This window comes from Streptomyces siamensis (genome assembly GCF_039543605.1).
GTDB lineage: Bacteria > Actinomycetota > Actinomycetes > Streptomycetales > Streptomycetaceae > Streptomyces > Streptomyces siamensis.
On sequence record NZ_BAABKB010000001.1, the window covers coordinates 39,539 to 57,427 of the forward strand.

The following is a 17,889-nucleotide window of genomic DNA, read 5'->3' on the forward strand; positions in this document are numbered from 1 at the left end:
GCCACCCTTGTGACGCCCGGTCGGGCGCCGCTGTCATGCTCCGCGCGGGCGCGGTGTCACGCGTCCTTGCTCAGGTTCGGTCCGGCACCGCCGGCCGCCTGCTCGATCGGCGGGACGTCGGGGAGCGCGGACTTCTCCTCGCCCCGGAAGGTGAAGGTCTTGGCTTCGCCCTCGCCCTCCGTGTCGACGACCACGATGTGGCCGGGACGCAGCTCCCCGAAGAGGATCTTCTCGGAGAGGACGTCCTCGATCTCGCGCTGGATGGTCCGGCGCAGCGGCCGGGCGCCCAGGACGGGGTCGTACCCCTTCTTCGCGAGGAGCGACTTGGCGGTCGGGCTGAGCTCGATGCCCATGTCCCGGTCCTTCAGCCGCTCGTCCACCTTGGCGATCATGAGGTCGACGATCTGGATGATGTCTTCCTCGGTGAGCTGGTGGAAGACCACCGTGTCGTCGACACGGTTCAGGAACTCGGGGCGGAAGTGCTGCTTCAGCTCGTCGTTGACCTTGGCCTTCATGCGCTCGTAGCCGGTCTTGACGTCACCCGCGGCCGCGAAGCCGAGGTTGAAGCCCTTGGAGATGTCCCGGGTGCCGAGGTTGGTCGTCATGATGATGACCGTGTTCTTGAAGTCCACGACCCGGCCCTGGGAGTCGGTCAGACGACCGTCCTCCAGGATCTGCAGCAGCGAGTTGAAGATGTCCGGGTGGGCCTTCTCCACCTCGTCGAACAGGACGACGGAGAACGGCTTGCGACGGACCTTCTCGGTCAGCTGGCCGCCCTCTTCGTAGCCCACGTATCCGGGGGGCGAACCGAAGAGACGCGACACCGTGTGCTTCTCGCTGAACTCCGACATGTCGAGGGAGATCAGTGCGTCCTCGTCACCGAAGAGGAACTCGGCGAGGGTCTTCGAGAGCTCGGTCTTACCGACACCCGACGGGCCCGCGAAGATGAACGAACCACCGGGACGCTTCGGGTCCTTCAGACCCGCTCGCGTACGACGGATCGCCTGCGAGAGCGCCTTGATGGCGTCCTTCTGCCCGATGACCCGCTTGTGGAGCTCGTCCTCCATGCGGAGCAGACGCGAGGACTCCTCCTCGGTCAGCTTGAAGACCGGGATGCCGGTGGCGGTCGCGAGGACCTCGGCGATCAGCTCGCCGTCGACCTCGGCGACGACGTCCATGTCGCCGGCCTTCCACTCCTTCTCCCGCTTGGCCTTGGCGGCCAGGAGCTGCTTCTCCTTGTCGCGCAGGGACGCGGCCTTCTCGAAGTCCTGCGAGTCGATCGCGGACTCCTTGTCGCGGCGGACGCCGGCGATCTTCTCGTCGAACTCGCGGAGGTCCGGCGGCGCGGTCATCCGGCGGATGCGCATCCGGGAACCGGCCTCGTCGATCAGGTCGATCGCCTTGTCCGGCAGGAAGCGGTCCGAGATGTACCGGTCGGCCAGGGTGGCGGCCTGCACCAGTGCCTCGTCGGTGATGGAGACGCGGTGGTGCGCCTCGTACCGGTCGCGCAGACCCTTGAGGATCTCGATGGTGTGCGGCAGGGACGGCTCCGCGACCTGGATGGGCTGGAAGCGGCGCTCCAGGGCCGCGTCCTTCTCCAGGTGCTTGCGGTACTCGTCGAGCGTGGTCGCACCGATGGTCTGGAGTTCACCGCGCGCCAGCATCGGCTTCAGGATCGAAGCGGCGTCGATGGCGCCCTCGGCGGCACCCGCACCGACCAGCGTGTGGAGCTCGTCGATGAACAGGATGATGTCGCCGCGGGTGCGGATCTCCTTGAGCACCTTCTTCAGGCGCTCCTCGAAGTCACCGCGGTAGCGGGAGCCGGCGACCAGCGCACCGAGGTCCAGGGTGTAGAGGTGCTTGTCCTTGAGGGTCTCGGGCACCTCGCCCTTGACGATGGCCTGGGCGAGGCCCTCGACGACGGCGGTCTTGCCGACGCCGGGCTCACCGATGAGGACCGGGTTGTTCTTGGTGCGGCGGGACAGCACCTGCATGACCCGCTCGATCTCCTTCTCGCGCCCGATGACCGGGTCGAGCTTGGACTCGCGGGCGGCCTGGGTGAGGTTCCGGCCGAACTGGTCGAGGACCAGGGACGTGGAGGGGGTGCCCTCGGCAGGACCGCCGGCCGCGGCGGTCTCCTTGCCCTGGTATCCGGAGAGCAGCTGGATGACCTGCTGCCGCACCCGGTTGAGGTCTGCGCCCAGCTTGACCAGGACCTGGGCGGCGACGCCCTCGCCCTCACGGATCAGGCCGAGCAGGATGTGCTCCGTGCCGATGTAGTTGTGGCCCAGCTGAAGGGCCTCGCGGAGCGACAGCTCCAGGACCTTCTTGGCACGGGGGGTGAAGGGGATGTGACCGGACGGAGCCTGCTGGCCCTGGCCGATGATCTCCTCCACCTGCTGGCGGACCGCCTCAAGCGAAATGCCGAGGCTCTCCAGGGCCTTTGCGGCGACACCTTCACCCTCGTGGATCAGGCCCAGGAGGATGTGCTCGGTGCCGATGTAGTTGTGGTTGAGCATCCGGGCTTCTTCCTGAGCCAGGACGACAACCCGCCGCGCGCGGTCGGTGAACCTCTCGAACATCGTTAATCGCTCCTCAGAGCGGTCAGGCAGTAAGGGGACGCTCCCCTCCCTGTCCTTCCGCAGCTTAGTCCCGCAAGCGGGGACCGCTCATTCCAACTGCCGACACCGGACCGAGAACCAGCACTGCCTCCTGACCCTGAACGCCGACATATGCTCCAACCCGATGGTGCGAGACGATGTTCCCGCAGGCCAGGCAGATACCCTCTCCAGCTGTACGCCGATGGCGAACGTGAGATGCCCGAGCCATGCGTGTCGCCCCTCCCACTAGGGATGTCTTACCCGTACGCACTGACACTCCATGCCGCGCGCACCGGTTCGCTCCGCTATGGGCGAACATCCTTGCGCCGCCGACCGGCCTCGCGCGCCCCCCGAACCGGCACTCTGCGCATGCACAGGAATACACAGCGTAACCCGGGGCGGCTTTCGGCGGTTGCTTCTGGCATGGTCCCCACCGTCCCTCTCCCTCGCCGGCCGCTCGGCCCGGACGATCCGGTGCGGCACTGGTACGAGAACGAACTGGGGTGGACGGCAGTGCCCGGCCCACCGCTGAGGCTCGTCACCGGGCTGCGGTTCGACGTCCTGGAGGTCCCGGCGGAGGCGGGGTACGCGGCGCTGCGGCATCTGGGTCCCACGTCTCCGGTGGCCCTGCGCGGCGGGCGGATGCTGCTGCTGGCGGCCGCGGGCAGCGCGGACGAGCTGCCCGGCCTGCTCGACTGGCTGGAGTGGGGGGATCTGCCGCTGGACCTGACGGCCGTCGGTGCGGGCGGGAGCATCGAGGCCCCGATGCCCGAATGGGGCGCCGCCGGGCCGCCCGCCGGCTGCACGGCCGGGCCGCCGCCCGGGCACGGCTCCGGAGCGTCCGCGGCACCGGCGGAGGAGCGGCCGACCGGGGCCGCCGCAGGGCCCGCGCCGGGGGCGCGAACAGGCCTGGGCTCACGAAGGGCCGCCGTCTGGCTGCGGCCCCCGGAGCCCGGCTGCGAGGTCGAGCCGACCCTGCCGACGCTGTCGGCCCTGGGCGGCCGAGCGGTCGGAGGGGGCGGTGGGGGCGCCCCCGATCTCGTACGACTCGTGGACACGATGGCGACACACTGCCATCGCGTGAGGCTGCGGCGCGCGTGCGCTCAGCCGTTGGCCTTCTCGTAGGCCTCGCGAATGGACGCGGGAACTCGGCCACGGTCGTTGACCTCGTAGCCGTTCTCCTTCGCCCAAGCGCGGATCTGCGCGGTGTCCTGGCTGCCACCACCGGAAGCGACGCGGGCCTTTCCGCGGCCTCCAGAAGCGCGGCCTCCGGTGCGACGGCCACCCTTCACGTAAGGGTCGAGAAGGCCACGGAGCTTGTCCGCATTGGCGGTCGTGAGATCGATTTCGTACGTCTTGCCGTCCAGCGCGAACGTCACGGTCTCGTCCGCCTCGCCACCGTCGAGGTCGTCGACAAGAAGGACCTGAACCTTCTGTGCCACCGGATTTCCTTTCATCGATAACTTCAGGGCCGGGGGTCTGCGGCGTCCACCCGTTTCGCCGTCCCCTGTTATATGCAGTACTGCAGTACGTCGGAAAGCAAACCGCTTTTGCTGGAAAAACACAAACCCCTGGAGGAGACTCACAGCGGTCCGACGGCCCGGAAAGATGCGCGTTTCGGACATAGGGAACCTGGGCAGCGCACTCCGCCGGAATACCGGGCGGGCGATCACAGATGCAGAAGCATCCGACTGTTGCCCAAGGTGTTCGGTTTCACTCGTTCGAGACCGAGGAACTCCGCGACACCCTCGTCATAGGAACGAAGGAGCTCCGCGTACACATCGGTGTCGACGGGTGTCTCCCCGATCTCCACGAAGCCGTGCTTCGCGAAGAAGTCGACTTCGAAGGTCAGACAGAAAACGCGTCGAACGCCGAGCCAGCGCGCGGTCTGCAGCAACTTCTCCAGCAACTGATGTCCGACCCCGAGGCCCTTGACCGCCGGGTTCACCGCGAGAGTGCGGACTTCCGCGAGGTCTTCCCACATGACGTGCAGCGCACCGCAGCCGACCACCTCGGCGTTGTCGTCGCGTTCCGCGACCCAGAACTCCTGGATGTCCTCGTAAAGCGTCACGGTCGCTTTGTCGAGCAGGATGCGGCGCCGGACGTTCTGGTCCAGGAGGCGTCGTACGGCCGTGACATCGCTGGTCCTGGCCCGCCGGACGGTGACGGCTTTTGCTGCGGCTTCCGGACGCTCCGCCGAAACCCCTGCCTGATGCTCTGCGGGATGCTCTGCTGGCATGAACGGACGCTATCGCCCGTCGTCGCCCTCGGGGGCGGCGGGGCTCTCGTCCGCGGGACCCTGCGGCGGGTTCTGCCCGGCGGGGGTTTCCGGGCCCTGGACCATACGCACGGCGTCCCGCAGGGCTTCGCGCTGTTCCGCCGACATCATGCCGAAGAACGCGACGAGAGCGGCCGCCGGGTTGTCGCTCTGCGACCACGCGTCGTTCATCAGTGCGGCCGCGTAGGCGGCCCGGGTGGAGACCGCCTCATATCGATAGGCCCGGCCCTCCGCCTCGCGGCGCACCCAGCCCTTCTGATGGAGATTGTCCAAAACGGTCATCACCGTCGTGTACGCGATGGACCGTTCCTGTTGAAGGTCTTCCAGGACTTCCCGAACGGTCACCGGGCGGTTCCACTTCCACACCCGCGTCATGACCGCGTCTTCGAGTTCTCCCAATGGGCGAGGCACGCTCAGCACAATAGTGGGAGATAGGCGACAAAAAGGGCGTACGACTCGAAAAACGTATGAGTCGTACGCCCTGGTGTCCCGCCGAAGGGGCGGGGGCAGGTCGGGAGGGGCAGGTGGGACGTGTTGCGGGCGGGTACGGGCCCGCCCGGAACCGCGCCGGGAGGTCAGGCCCCGGTGTCCTTCGCGGGCCGGGGGGCACTCTCCGCCCGGGCGAGGGCGGCGTCGACGACGGCGTCCTCCTTGGCCTTGTTGGCCCCGCCCTGGGCCTTCACGATCGTCACGATCAGCCCGATGAAGAACACGGCCATCACTACCGGGGGCACGAGCGCGGAGACGTAGTCCATGCCCCCAGGGTAGCTAGCCCGCCGCGAGCTGCTGCGGCGGGTTCGCCGGTGGCGGCGTGGGCTTGCGCCTCGGGGGGAAGACCTCGCCCGGGGTGGGGATGGGCCTGTCCGGTCGCGGCGACCTGTCCGGGGACTGCGGCTTCGGCGCCGCGGCGGGCCGCTCCGCAGGCTTCTTCGCGGGCTCGTCGGCCGCCCGGCCGCCGGGCAGCGCCAGCAGACGGGTGCGGGACTGCGGGACCACCGCGGCGGCGCGGCCCGCGAGGCGGGTGCGCACGTCCTGTTCCGCGAGAGTCCGGCAGCGGTCCAGGAGGGCGGCGGCCGCGGGGTTGCCGCGCAGTGCCCGCAGCGCCGCGAGGTCGTCGGGGACGGGCCGGTAGCCGGCCACGAGCACCTCCTCCAGGAGGGCGAGGTAGCCGGCGACCGAGCCCGGCAGGGCGGACCGGTAGCGGCCCAGGTCGGCCAGCAGGAAGGCCCGCAGCCTGGCACCTTCGCGGGCGGCCTCGTCGACGGACTCGGCCAGGCGGAGACAGTCCTGGACGTCCTCGGCCGAGGCGGGGCTGGGCTGCAGGGCGAGGGCGAGAGCGCGGCGGAGCACACGCAGCTCCTCCGCACCGAACGCCATGCCGCCGTGGGATCCGTATGGCGTGGGCATGCGCCGACGATACGCGCTAATCAGACAAAATCCGCATAGCGGGCATATCGCGGCGCGTCCGCATCGCACCGGCGCCGAACGGCCGCGGGCGGCAGCCCAGGGACACGGGGCCGCCGCCCACGGATCGGGACGGTGCGGGGCGCCGCCGGGGCGGCGAGGCCCCTCAGATGCGCGACACGTTCCGCTCGTACACCAGGCGCAGCCCGATGAGCGTGAGCCACGGCTCGTGCTCGTCGATGACCGAGGACTCACCGAGCACCATGGGGGCCAGCCCGCCCGTGGCGATGACGGTGACGTCGTCGGGGTCGTCGGCGAGCTCGCGGGCCATCCGGTTGACGACCCCGTCGACCTGTCCGGCGAAGCCGTAGATGATCCCGGACTGCATGGCCTCGACGGTGTTCTTGCCGATCACCGCCCGCGGCCGGGCCACCTCGATCTTCCGCAGCTGCGCGCCCTTGACCCCGAGCGCGTCGACGGAGATCTCGATGCCGGGGGCGATGACACCGCCGACGTACTCGCCGCGGGCGCTGACCGCGTCGAACGTCGTCGCCGTGCCGAAGTCGACGACGATCGCGGGCCCGCCGTACAGCTCGACGGCCGCGACGGCGTTGATGATGCGGTCGGCGCCGACCTCCTTGGGGTTGTCCGTGAGGATCGGCACGCCGGTCTTCACGCCCGGCTCGACCAGGACGGCCGGCACGTCGCCGTAGTAGCGGCGGGTCACCTCGCGCAGTTCGTGCAGCACGGAGGGGACCGTGGCGCAGATCGCGATGCCGTCGATCCCGTCGCCGAGCTCCTCGCCGAGCAGCGGGTGCATGCCCATGAGGCCCTGGAGGAGCACGGCGAGCTCGTCGGCGGTGCGGCGCGAGTCGGTGGAGATGCGCCAGTGCTCGACGATCTCCTCGCCGTCGAAGAGGCCGAGGACGGTGTGGGTGTTGCCCACGTCGATGGTCAGCAGCATGGTCCCGGTTACTCCGCCGCTCGCAGGTCGAGGCCGATGTCCAGGATCGGGGAGGAGTGGGTCAGCGCGCCCACCGCGAGGAAGTCGACGCCCGTCTTCGCGTACGTCGCGGCGTTGTCGAGGGTGAGCCGCCCGGAGGCCTCCAGCAGCGCCCGGCCGTCGACGATGGCGACCGCCTCCTCGCACTCGACCGGCGTGAAGTTGTCCAGAAGGATGAGGTCGGCACCCGCGTCCACGACCTCGCGCAGCTGGTGCAGCGTGTCGACCTCGACCTCGATCGGAACCTCGGGGAAGGCTTCCCGTACGGCCTCGAAGGCCTGTGCCACACCGCCGGCGGCGACCACGTGGTTGTCCTTGACCAGCGCGGCGTCCGAGAGTGACATGCGGTGGTTGACGCCGCCGCCGCAGCGCACGGCGAACTTCTCCAGGGAGCGCAGACCCGGCGTCGTCTTGCGGGTGTCGCGGACCCGGGTGCCCGTGCCCTCCAGGGCGTCCGCCCACGCGCGCGTGGCCGTCGCGATGCCGGACAGGCGGCACAGGAGGTTCAGCGCGCTGCGTTCGGCCGTGAGCAGGTCACGGGTGCGGGTGGTGACGCTCAGCAGCTTCTGGCCGGCCTCGACGCGCTCGCCGTCCTCCACGTGCCGCTCGACCTCGAACTCGTCGGTGCAGACCACGGAGATGACCGCCTCGGCCACCCGCAGTCCGGCGACGACGCCCGCGTCCCGGGCGGTGAAGTCGGCGGTGGAGACAGCGTCCTCGGGGATGGTCGCGACGGTCGTCACGTCCACGCCGTGGTCGAGGTCCTCCTGGATGGCGACGTTCGCGACGTCCTCGACCTCCAGGGGGTCGAGTCCGGCGTCGGCGAGGAGCTGGGCGAGCGCGGGGTCGAGCCCGCACTCCAGGTACGCGTCGTCCGATTCGGCGCCGCAGCCGCAGCCGTCGCCGCAGCCGCCGCTCTGGGCGAGGGGAAGGTCGGGGGTGCTCACTGCTGTCACTGCTCCTGAGAACGATGCCGAAGCGCCGGCTGGGGCTCGGGGGACCCCCCTGGGAGGGTCGGGGGGAAGTCTGCTGTGTCGGTGGTGTGCGCCGCGAGCGTCCGGTCGGGATTCAGCCGTACGACGATGTGACGGCGCCACTGTGCGTCGTCCCGGTCGGCGTGGTCCTCGCGCCAGTGGCAGCCGCGGGTCTCCTCGCGCAGCCGGGCGGCGGCGACCAGGACGCGCGCCACGCACAGGAGGTTGGTGGCCTCCCAGGTGTCGACGCCGGGCTCGGAGGTCTTGCCGTTCTCGTCGAGGGCGTCGCGCGCGTCGGTGTGCAGCCGCTGGAGCTGGCCGGCGGCGGTGGCGAGGGACTCGGCGGAGCGCAGTACGCCCGCTCCCTCCGACATGATCCGCTGGATCGCGAAGCGGGCCTCGGGCTCCAGCAGCGGGTGCGCGGGCTTCTCCGGGTGCGGGACCGGCTGGGGCACGCGCGCGTGCAGGCCGTTCTCCGCGTGGCTGCCCGCGATGTCGGCGGCGATCCGCTCGGCGTAGACCAAGCCCTCCAGGAGCGAGTTGGAGGCGAGCCGGTTGGCGCCGTGGACGCCGGTGCAGGCGACCTCTCCGCACGCGTACAGACCCGGGACCGTGGTGCGGCCCCGGGAGTCGGTGCGGACTCCGCCGGAGGCGTAGTGGGCGGCCGGGGCGATCGGGATCGGCTCGTGGACGGGGTCGATGCCATGGGCCCGGCAGGCGGCGAGGATCGTCGGGAAGCGGTGCTCCCACATCTCGGCGCCGAAGTGCCGGGCGTCGAGGAACATGTGCTCGGCGTCCCGCTCCTGCATGCGGCGCATGATGCCCTTGGCGACGATGTCCCGGGGCGCCAGCTCCGCGAGCTCGTGCTGCCCGACCATGAAGCGCACGCCGTCGGCGTCGACCAGGTGGGCTCCCTCGCCGCGCACCGCCTCGGAGACCAGCGGCTGCTGGCCCTCCGCGTCCGGGCCGAGGAAGAGCACCGTCGGGTGGAACTGCACGAACTCCAGGTCGCTGACCTCGGCCCCGGCACGCAGGGCGAGCGCGACGCCGTCCCCCGTGGACACGGACGGGTTGGTGGTCGCCGAGAAGACCTGTCCCATGCCGCCGGTGGCGAGGACCACGGCGGGGGCGTGCACGGCCCCCACGCCGTCGTGCTGGCCCTCTCCCATCACGTGCAGGGTCACGCCCGCGGTGCGGCCGTCGGCGTCCGTGAGGAGGTCCAGGACGAGCGCGTTCTCGACGGTGCGCAGACCACGCGCGCGGACCGCCTCGACCAGGGCGCGGGAGATCTCGGCTCCCGTGGCGTCGCCGCCCGCGTGCGCGATGCGGCGCCGGTGGTGGCCGCCCTCGCGGGTGAGGGCCAGATCGCCCTCGGAGGACTCGTCGAAGTGGGCGCCGGTCGCGATGAGACGGCGTACGGCGTCGGGGCCCTCGGTGACGAGGATGCGGACGGCCTCCTCGTCGCACAGGCCCGCGCCCGCCACCAGCGTGTCGTCGAGGTGCTGCTCGGGGGTGTCGCCCTCGCCGAGGGCCGCGGCGATGCCGCCCTGCGCCCAGCGGGTGGAACCGTCGTCCAGACGGGCCTTGGTGACCACCACGGTCCGCAGGCCCGCCGCCTCGCAGCGCAGGGCCGCGGTGAGGCCCGCCACTCCGGAGCCGACGACCACGACGTCGGCGGTGAGGGCCCAGCCCGGGGCGGGCGCGTGCAGTCGTATACCAGTACCTGTGCCTGTGCCGGTCACGAGGCGGCTCCGAAGGTGAGGGGGATGTTGTCGATCAGCCGGGTCGTCCCGACCCGCGCGGCGACGGCGAGGACCGCCTCGCCGGTGAAGTCGTCCCCGACCTCGGTGAAGTCGGAGGGGTCGACGAGGGCCAGGTAGTCGAGAAGCAGCGGCGGCTTCGTGCGGGCCGCCTCGTCGAGGACGAGCCGGGCCGCCGCGCGGACGCCCGCGGGACCGCCGGGGACGGCCTTCGCCACGGCGTGGGCGTCGGCGGCGGCGCGGGACTCGCCTATGGCGCTCAGGGCCTCGGCACGCGCGCGCGTGGCCGGCACTTCGCGGGCCCGCGCGCGCAGCGCCTCCTGGGCGGCGTGCCGGTCGCGGCCGGCGAACAGGGCGCCCGACAGGGCGAGCGCGGTGCGCCGCTCCTCGGCCGAGAGGTAGCGGTTGCGGCTGGAGAGGGCGAGTCCGTCCTCCTCCCGCACCGTGGGCACCCCGACGATCTCCACGCCGAAGTTCAGGTCCCGGACCATGCGGCGGATGAGGGCCAGCTGCTGCGCGTCCTTCTGCCCGTACAGCGCCACGTCGGGCCGGGTGAGGTGCAGCAGCTTGGCGACGACGGTGAGCATGCCGTCGAAGTGCCCGGGCCGCGAGGAGCCCTCCAGGCGCTCGCCCATGGGGCCCGCGCTGACACGGACCTGGGGTTCGCCCCCCGGGTAGACCTCGTCGGCGGAGGGGGCGAAGACGACGTCGGCGCCCGCCAGTTCGGCGATCTTCAGATCGGCGTCCAGGGTGCGCGGGTAGCGGTCGAGGTCCTCTCCCGCGCCGAACTGGAGCGGATTGACGAAGACGGTGACGACCACTTCGCCCCGGTCCCCGGCGATCTCGCGGGCGGCGCGGACCAGCGTGGCGTGCCCCTCGTGGAGGGCGCCCATGGTCATCACGACGGCTCGGCGGCCCGCACGCGCGCGTGCGTGCAGTTCGTCGGCGGTGCGCAGCAGGGCGGTGGTCATCGGGCGTCTCCGTTCTCCGGCACGCGCGTGGTCGGGCGGCCTTCGTCTGCGGTCCCGGCCGCGGCCGGGTTCGCCGGGCGGGCGCGGTCCGCGGCCCCGCTCCGTGCCCGGACGGGCGCAGCGTCGCGCACCCCGCTCATCGGGCGTCTCCCTCGGCGCTTCCGGGCCCGGCGGTTCCGGCGGTCCCGTCGGCGAGCACCCCGAGGAGGTCCTCGGCGAGCTCCGGCTTGAGCAGTCCGTGGGCGAGCGCGCGATCGGCGGTCGCGCGGGCCATCGCCAGATAGCCCGCGACGGTCTGCGGGGCGTGCCTGCGCAGCTCGGAGACGTGCGCCGCGACGGTGCCGGCGTCACCGCGGGCGACGGGGCCGGTGAGGGCGGCGTCGCCCGAGCGGAGCGCGTTGTCCAGGGCGGCGCCGAGCAGCGGGCCGAGCATCCGGTCGGGGGCCTCCACGCCGGCGGCGCGCAGCAGGTCCATGGACTCGGCCACCAGCGTCACCAGGTGGTTGGCGCCGAGCGCGAGGGCCGCGTGGTACAGCGGCCGGGACTCCTCGGCGATCCACTCGGGCTCGCCGCCCATCTCGATCACCAGGGCCTCGGCGGCCAGCCGCAGTTCCTCGGGCGCGGTGACCCCGAAGGAGCATCCGGCGAGCCGCTGGACGTCCACGGGGGTGCCGGTGAACGTCATCGCGGGGTGCAGCGCGAGCGGCAGCGCGCCGGCCCGGAGCGCGGGGTCCAGCACCCGCGCGCCGTACCGCCCGGAGGTGTGGACGAGCAACTGGCCGGGCCGGACGGCTCCGGTCTCCGCGAGCCCCTCGACGAGACCGGGCAGGGCGTCGTCGGGGACGGTCAGCAGCACCAGGTCGGCACGCTCCAGGACCTGGGCGGGAGACACCAGCGGCACGTCGGGCAGCATCTCGGCGGCCCGCCGCCTGGAGGCGTCGGAGACCCCGGAGACGGCGACCGGCCGGTGCCCGGCGAGCTGGAGCGCCGCGGCGAGCGCGGGGCCGACCCGGCCGGCCCCGACGACACCGACGGCCAGTCTGGCGGGGCGGTCCTTTGGATCTTGCTGTGGGGATGTACTCACTCGACGGCGGCCTTCCGTTCCAGTCCGCTCGGGGTACCGGACGATTTCTCGTCATGTTAACGCGATTGGTCCGAGCGGCTGTTTCCTTGTCCACAGCCTGTGGGTTTCCGCAGGTCACACGGGTGCCGAAATCGGGGTGCTTCGTCAGGTCGGCCCGCGGGATGATCCGGTCATGAGTGACAGGACGCAAGAGGCGGCGGAACGACACGGGGACGGGACGGCCACGGACACGGAGGCGGGAGCGACGGCCGGCGCGGAGCCGGCGGACGGGGGGCAGGAACGGCGGGCGGCCGCGTGGCGAGCGGCGCGTCGGGTGCTGTGGCGGCCCAGCTTCCGCGACACGGTCCGCGAGCGCCTGACGTGGCTGGCGGAGAACGCCGAGGGCGTGTACGACCTCGACCGGCCGGTCGACATGTACGGCGACGGCATCGTCGAGACCGTGGAGGAACGGGTCGCGGACCTGCTCGGCCAGGAAGCCGCGGTCTTCTTCCCCACCGGCACGATGGCCCAGCAGGTCGCCTTGCGCTGCTGGGCGGGCCGCACCGGGAACACCACGGTGGCGGTGCACGCGCTCAGCCATCCCGAGGTCCACGAACGGCATGCGTTCAGCCAGGTCAGCGGCTTGCGTCCGGTCCGGGTGACGGACGGGCAGCGCCTGCCGACCGCGGCGGAGATACGGGACTTCGACGAGCCCTTCGGGGCGCTGATGCTGGAGCTGCCCCTCAGGGACGCCGGTTTCGTGCTGCCCTCCTGGGAGGAGCTGTCCGAGACGGTGGAGGCCGCCCGGGAGCGCGACGCGGTGGTCCACTTCGACGGGGCCCGGCTGTGGGAGTGCACCACGCACTTCGGCCGCCCTCTGGAGGAGATCGCGGGCCTCGCGGACAGCGTGTACGTGTCGTTCTACAAGTCGCTCGGCGGCCTGGGCGGGGCGGCGGTCGCGGGACCCCGGACACTCGTCGACGAGGCGAAGGCCTGGCGGCACCGGTACGGCGGCATGGTCCTCCAGCAGTTCCCGACGGCCCTGGCCGCGCTCGTCGGCCTGGAGCGGGAGCTGCCCCGGCTGCCCGAGTACGTGGCGCACGCGCGTGTGGTCGCCGCCGCGCTGCGCGAGGGGTTCGCGGAGGCCGGGGTGCCCTGGGCCCGCGTGCACCCCGAGCAGCCCCACACCCACCAGTTCCAGGTATGGCTGCCGTACGACGCCGACGTCCTCACGGAGGTGGGCACGGCACAGGTCGAGGAGACGGGGGCCGGCCTCTTCGGGCAGCGGTGGGGGCATGCAGGTCCCGGCCTCGCGTCCACCGAGGTCACGGTGGACGCGGCGGGGCTGGAGTGGACGGCCGAGGACGTCAGGTCGGTCGTGAAGGACCTCCTGGAGCGGCTGCCGCGGTGACGTGCACGGCGGGCGCGGCCGAGCGAGTGGGCCCGCCGCCGCCATGACCGGGCGCGGCGGGCGCCGCCGAGCCCGCGGGACCACTGCCGCGCCGACGTGTACGGCGGGCGCGGCCGAGCCGGCACGCCCGCTCGCCCGGCGCCGCACCCGCGCCCCCGCAGGGGGTCAGCAACCGGCCTGACGGCGGCGCCCGTGCAGCAGACGGGCCAAGGCCTCCCGCATCCGCCCGCGGGCCGGGTGTCCCGCCAGTACGGCCCGGAACTGCCGCCGGACGCGCAGCTCGCGCACGAGCCGCAGGTCGTGCGCGCCGGGCGCCGGCGGCAGGGGCTCGCCGTGCTGCCGGGACCGGTAGGTGTCTAGAAGGTACTGCTGGGTGCTGCTCACGGCCGATCGCCTCTCGGGACGGGAGATGGGATCCGAAGGCCCGCGGTTGCCCCGGTGTCCTCCCAGGCTGCGCCCGCTCAAGGCACATGTCGCCCCGATTGACGGGCGGCGTCAAACGACGGCGGCGTTGTCGGTGGCGGGGTGCACCATAGGGGGCATGAGCGTGCACATCGACATCTCCGGGCTGCGACGGGAGCGGATCGCCGTCGTGCCGTCCCCGCTGGCCGAGCTCGGGATGGCGCTGCACGCCCTCGCCGAGCCGGGGCACCACCCGGGCCTCCAGGCCTGGGCGACCGGGGTCACGGCCCGACTCGACCCGCATCTCGCCGACCGGATGTGCGAGGCGGACTTCCTGTGGCGGACGACGTTCTCGGACCTGTTCCTGCCCTTCGCCGGCATCCCCGGCGGGAACACCCTGCCGGGCGCGACCCTCGCCGACGACCTGGACCTGCTGGACAAGCTGACGGACGAGCAGTTCGTGGACGCGGCGCTGGAGTTCACCTGCGCGCTGGCGTACGGCTCGCAGGAGCCCGGCTATCTCTCCGACCCCGAGGTGCGGCGCCGCGCCGTGGACCTGGCCGCCTCGCGCGGACCGCAGCAGACCCGCTTCACCCGGCGCCTCCTGGAGGATCCGCCGCGTGTGCGGGCCTGGCTGAGGCAGTTCCTTCAGGACTGCGACGAGGCGTTCTTCGCGGAGACCTGGTCCCGGCTGCGCCACCAGCTCGCCGCGGAGGCCCGCCACAAGACGGACCTGCTGCGGCACAAGGGCCCCGCCGAGGCGCTGACGTCCGTCTCCCCCGCGGTGTCGCTGGACGAGGCGGCCGGGCGGCTCACCGTCGACAAGCTGACGGAGGGGCACACGGTCACGGCGGACGGCGGTCTGCTCCTCGTCCCCACCAGCCTCGGACGGCCGCATCTGATGGTGCTGCACCGGCCCGGCTGGCAGCCCGTGCTGCACTATCCCGTCGGCTCGCCCGAGCTCGCCGCGCCGCCTTCCGTCGAGGAGTTGTCCCGGCGGATGACCGCGCTGTCCCACCCGGTCCGGATGCGGATCTGCCGTCATCTGGCCCGCAGCGCGTACACCACCGGTGAGCTGGCGCAGGTGCACGGGATGACGGCGCCCGAGATATCCCGTCACCTGGGCGTGCTCAAGAAGGCGGGCCTGATCTCCACGCGCCGCCGCGGCCGGTACGTGCTGCACCAGCTGGACGTCACCGTGGTGGCCCGCCTGGGCAGCGACTTCCTGGAGAGCGTCCTGCGCTGACCCCGCAGGGCACGCGCCGCCCGCCGGCCTGTCGGGACCCGCGCCGGGAGGGGGAAGCCGTTCCGCCCGGGTCAGTCGAACCGGATGTGCCGCACGCTCGTCCACGCCCTGCGCAGCCGTCCCCGCAGCGCTCCGTCCCGGTTCGGCGTGAGCGTCAGCCCCGCCAGTACGGCGATCCGGTCCGCGGTCCTGGCCACCGTCGTGTGGTCGGTCCACAGGTGTTCGGCGAACTCGGGCTCGCGCAGCCGCTCCAGGCAGTGGTCGAGCTGCTGCACGGCCCAGCTCTCGCGGCGCAGCGGGGCGTCCTTGCCCGCGACGTACCGCAGGAGGTGCCCGAAGCCGCGCTCCCGCAGCCGCTGGAGCACGGTCTCACGCTCGGCGAGCAGCGCGAAGTGCCGTACGTCGTGGCCCCGTTCGCGCAGCCGGCCGACCGTCTCCTCGAAATAGCGGGAGTTCGTGACCGTCATGGGGGCGATGACCACGCCGTCGTGCTTGGCGAGGGCGAGATCCAGCACCTCGACCACGCCCTCCCGCCAGGACGCCAAGTCCTGGAAATCGCCGCGCAGTTCGGGCGGCAGCATGCGACGCAGGCCGAAACCGGCGTGTTCCGGATCGCAGATGACGCTGCCGGGCAGCCGTCGCCGGATCTCGTGTGCGGTCTGTGTCTTGCCGCCCCCGAAGGGGCCGTTGATCCACAGGAGCATGCGCAGACCCTAGTGGCCGCCGGTCACGCCGGGGTCACGCCCCCGGTCCGACCGGGTCAGCCGTGTCCGCCCGCGCGCACGAGCCCCGTCTCGTAGGCGAGCACGACCACCTGCACCCGGTCGCGCAGCCCCAGCTTGGTCAGGATGCGCCCGACGTGCGTCTTCACGGTCGCCTCGGACAGCACGAGGCGGGCCGCGATCTCGCCGTTGGACAGGCCCTGCGCGACCAGGACCATGACCTCGCGCTCACGGTCGGTGAGCCGCTCCAGTTCCTTGTGCTGCGGCTGCTTGCCCGCGCTGGGCAGCATCGGGGCGAAGCGGTCGAGCAGGCGCCTGGTGGTGGAGGGGGCGACCACGGCGTCGCCGCTGTGCACGGACCGGATGGCGGTGAGCAGTTCTCCCGGGGGCACGTCCTTGAGCATGAAACCGGAGGCGCCGGCCTTCAGCCCGGAGAAGGCGTACTCGTCGAGGTCGAACGTGGTCAGGATCAGCACCTTCGGCGGGTTGGGATCGGAACAGATCCGCCTGGTCGTCTCGACACCGTCCAGCTTCGGCATGCGCACGTCCATCAGGACCACGTCGACCGCGGTGGCGCGCAGCACCTGGAGGGCCTCGACCCCGTCGCCCGCCTCGGCCACGACCTCCATGTCCGGCTGGGCGGCGAGCACCATCCGGAAACCGGTGCGCAGCAGCACCTGGTCGTCGACGAGCATGACTCGGATCGCCATCGGGGTCCTCTTCCCTCTCCACCAAAGGCCGAAAAGCTTTGGGAACAGCCAGAAACAGTTGGAAACAATCGGAAACGGTCGTTACAGGTGTCAGTGGCCCGTGGTCAGTGAGCCGGTTTCAGCGGCAGCAGCGCGCTGATGCGGAAGCCTCCACCAGGCCGCGGTCCCGCGTCCAGGGTGCCGCCGACCATACCGACGCGTTCGCGCATGCCGATCAGACCGTGGCCCTGGCCGTCGGCGCCGCCCTCCTCGTACAGCTCGTGGGGCGCGCCCTTGCCGTCGTCCTCGACGAGCAGGCCGAGGCCGTCGTCGAAGTAGACCAGGCGCACGCTCGCACCGGTGTTCGGACCGCCGTGCTTGCGCGTGTTGGTGAGCGCCTCCTGCACGATCCGGTACGCCGTGAGCTCCACACCGCTGGGCAGCGGGCGCGGGGTCCCCTCGACCTTGAAGTCGACGGGGAGGCCCGCGGTGCGGCACTGCTCGATGAGGTCGTCGAGCTGTTCGACGTCGGGCTGCGGCACGTACTCGCCGCTCTCCTGGTGCTCGCCGGTGCGCAGCACGCCGAGCAGCCGGCGCATCTCGGCGAGCGCCTGGCGGCCGGTCCCGGAGATGGTCTCCAGCGCCTTCTTGGCCTGGTCCGGCGCGGTGTCCATGACGTAGGCGGCGCCGTCCGCCTGGACGACCATCACGGAGACGTTGTGCGCGACCACGTCGTGCAGCTCGCGTGCGATCCGGGCGCGTTCGGCGGCGACGGCGACCTTGGACTGCGCCTCGCGCTCCTTCTCCAGGCGCGCGGCCCGCTCCTCCAGCTGGGCGAGGTAGGCGCGGCGGGTGCGCAGGGAGTCACCGAGCACCCAGGCGAGTGCGAAGGGCACGGTCTGGAAGACGGCTATGAGGACGACATTCAGGCCGCCCGCCTCCTGGGCGGGCCACCGCAGCTGCGAGAGGAACCCCGCGCAGAGGCCGCCCGTCAGCGCGAACCGGGAGGCCCAGCGGGCGCCGTCCGCCGCGACGGTGAAGATGATCACCATCATGGCGAAGTCGGCGGGCATCACCTCGACGTCGGTGATCAGCTGGAGAAGGCCCAGCACAGCGGCCAGGACGAGCATCTTCTCGGGCATGCGGCGGCGCAGCGCGACGACGACGCACAGGAGCACGGCGATCGGGAACGCCACGGCGGGCGCCCCGTGCTGCTCCGGGGCCCCGTTGACGCTCACGAGGTTCGCGCAGGTGATCCCGAACAGGACGACGGCCCAGAAGCTGTCGACCCATGTCGGGTGCCTGCGGAGGAAGTCATAGAGGCGCTGCACGTAACCCAGAGTAGGGAAGCGTGCAGTGTGCAGGG

The 17,889-nt window shown here is 71.9% G+C and carries 18 protein-coding genes; 3 read left to right on the top strand and 15 right to left on the bottom strand.

The window, feature by feature from the left end; translation table 11 throughout:
- Positions 1–56: 56 nt before the first annotated feature.
- Positions 57–2,582: an ATP-dependent Clp protease ATP-binding subunit gene (locus ABEB03_RS00160; RefSeq protein WP_345639560.1), complete on the bottom strand. Its 2,526-nt coding sequence runs from the start codon at positions 2,580–2,582 to the stop codon at positions 57–59.
- Positions 2,583–3,023: 441 nt separating this feature from the next.
- On the opposite strand from ABEB03_RS00160, the gene ABEB03_RS00165 reads away from it, so the two are divergent.
- Entirely contained in the window at positions 3,024–3,725 is a 702-nt protein-coding gene (locus ABEB03_RS00165) for an SCO3374 family protein (protein WP_345639561.1), read from the top strand.
- Here ABEB03_RS00165 and ABEB03_RS00170 read toward each other — a convergent pair.
- The 10 genes from ABEB03_RS00170 to ABEB03_RS00215 all read right to left on the bottom strand — a co-directional run bounded on the left by ABEB03_RS00170 (position 3,704) and on the right by ABEB03_RS00215 (position 12,074).
- Positions 3,704–4,042 carry a histone-like nucleoid-structuring protein Lsr2 gene (locus ABEB03_RS00170; protein WP_028799045.1) on the bottom strand — a complete coding sequence of 113 codons (339 nt, stop codon included), beginning with the start codon at positions 4,040–4,042 and terminating at the stop codon, positions 3,704–3,706. The two genes, ABEB03_RS00165 and ABEB03_RS00170, sit on opposite strands and share 22 nt — an antisense overlap.
- A 227-nt stretch (positions 4,043–4,269) precedes the next feature.
- Positions 4,270–4,839, bottom strand: a complete 570-nt coding sequence (locus tag ABEB03_RS00175) for an amino-acid N-acetyltransferase (protein ID WP_095935742.1) — start codon at positions 4,837–4,839, stop codon at positions 4,270–4,272.
- Positions 4,840–4,848: 9 nt separating this feature from the next.
- Positions 4,849–5,289: a BlaI/MecI/CopY family transcriptional regulator gene (locus ABEB03_RS00180; protein WP_345639562.1), complete on the bottom strand. Its 441-nt coding sequence runs from the start codon at positions 5,287–5,289 to the stop codon at positions 4,849–4,851.
- A 164-nt stretch (positions 5,290–5,453) separates the two neighbouring features.
- The gene (locus ABEB03_RS00185; RefSeq protein ID WP_345639563.1) at positions 5,454–5,633 is read right to left on the bottom strand and encodes a hypothetical protein; all 180 of its coding nucleotides are present in this window, start codon (positions 5,631–5,633) and stop codon (positions 5,454–5,456) included.
- A 13-nt stretch (positions 5,634–5,646) separates the two neighbouring features.
- Entirely contained in the window at positions 5,647–6,255 is a 609-nt protein-coding gene (locus ABEB03_RS00190; protein WP_345640533.1) for a hypothetical protein, read from the bottom strand.
- Between the two features lie 193 nt (positions 6,256–6,448).
- Positions 6,449–7,246: a type III pantothenate kinase gene (locus ABEB03_RS00195; RefSeq protein ID WP_345639564.1), complete on the bottom strand. Its 798-nt coding sequence runs from the start codon at positions 7,244–7,246 to the stop codon at positions 6,449–6,451.
- Between the two features lie 8 nt (positions 7,247–7,254).
- Complete coding sequence (gene nadC / locus ABEB03_RS00200; RefSeq protein WP_028799051.1) at positions 7,255–8,232, bottom strand: carboxylating nicotinate-nucleotide diphosphorylase; 978 nt, start codon at positions 8,230–8,232, stop codon at positions 7,255–7,257.
- A gap of 5 nt (positions 8,233–8,237) precedes the next feature.
- A complete protein-coding gene (locus tag ABEB03_RS00205; protein WP_345639565.1) occupies positions 8,238–10,001 on the bottom strand; it encodes an L-aspartate oxidase in 1,764 nt (587 codons plus the stop codon).
- Positions 9,998–10,990, bottom strand: a complete 993-nt coding sequence (gene panC, locus ABEB03_RS00210) for a pantoate--beta-alanine ligase (RefSeq protein ID WP_345639566.1) — start codon at positions 10,988–10,990, stop codon at positions 9,998–10,000. The genes ABEB03_RS00205 and panC overlap by 4 nt, the downstream gene beginning before the upstream one ends.
- 136 nt (positions 10,991–11,126) lie before the next feature.
- A complete protein-coding gene (locus ABEB03_RS00215) occupies positions 11,127–12,074 on the bottom strand; it encodes a Rossmann-like and DUF2520 domain-containing protein (protein WP_345639567.1) in 948 nt (315 codons plus the stop codon).
- Between the two features lie 172 nt (positions 12,075–12,246).
- On the opposite strand from ABEB03_RS00215, the gene ABEB03_RS00220 reads away from it, so the two are divergent.
- On the top strand, positions 12,247–13,464 hold the full coding sequence (locus tag ABEB03_RS00220; RefSeq protein ID WP_345639568.1) for a threonine aldolase family protein: 1,218 nt from the start codon (positions 12,247–12,249) through the stop codon (positions 13,462–13,464).
- A gap of 165 nt (positions 13,465–13,629) precedes the next feature.
- On the opposite strand, the gene ABEB03_RS00225 is transcribed toward ABEB03_RS00220, so the two are convergent.
- The gene (locus ABEB03_RS00225) at positions 13,630–13,848 is read right to left on the bottom strand and encodes a hypothetical protein (RefSeq protein ID WP_345639569.1); all 219 of its coding nucleotides are present in this window, start codon (positions 13,846–13,848) and stop codon (positions 13,630–13,632) included.
- Between the two features lie 157 nt (positions 13,849–14,005).
- Here ABEB03_RS00225 and ABEB03_RS00230 point away from each other — a divergent pair, with 157 nt between their 5' ends.
- Positions 14,006–15,112, top strand: coding sequence for a DUF5937 family protein (locus tag ABEB03_RS00230; protein ID WP_345639570.1), 1,107 nt, complete (start codon positions 14,006–14,008; stop codon positions 15,110–15,112).
- 71 nt (positions 15,113–15,183) lie between these two features.
- On the opposite strand, the gene ABEB03_RS00235 is transcribed toward ABEB03_RS00230, so the two are convergent.
- From ABEB03_RS00235 to ABEB03_RS00245, 3 genes are all read right to left on the bottom strand, one after another.
- Positions 15,184–15,816, bottom strand: a complete 633-nt coding sequence (locus ABEB03_RS00235) for an AAA family ATPase (protein ID WP_345639571.1) — start codon at positions 15,814–15,816, stop codon at positions 15,184–15,186.
- Positions 15,817–15,872: 56 nt separating this feature from the next.
- Positions 15,873–16,544 (bottom strand): response regulator transcription factor, encoded by a 672-nt coding sequence (locus ABEB03_RS00240; RefSeq protein ID WP_345639572.1) that lies wholly within the window; start codon positions 16,542–16,544, stop codon positions 15,873–15,875.
- Between the two features lie 104 nt (positions 16,545–16,648).
- Complete coding sequence (locus ABEB03_RS00245; protein WP_095935729.1) at positions 16,649–17,854, bottom strand: sensor histidine kinase; 1,206 nt, start codon at positions 17,852–17,854, stop codon at positions 16,649–16,651.
- Positions 17,855–17,889 lie beyond the last annotated feature (35 nt).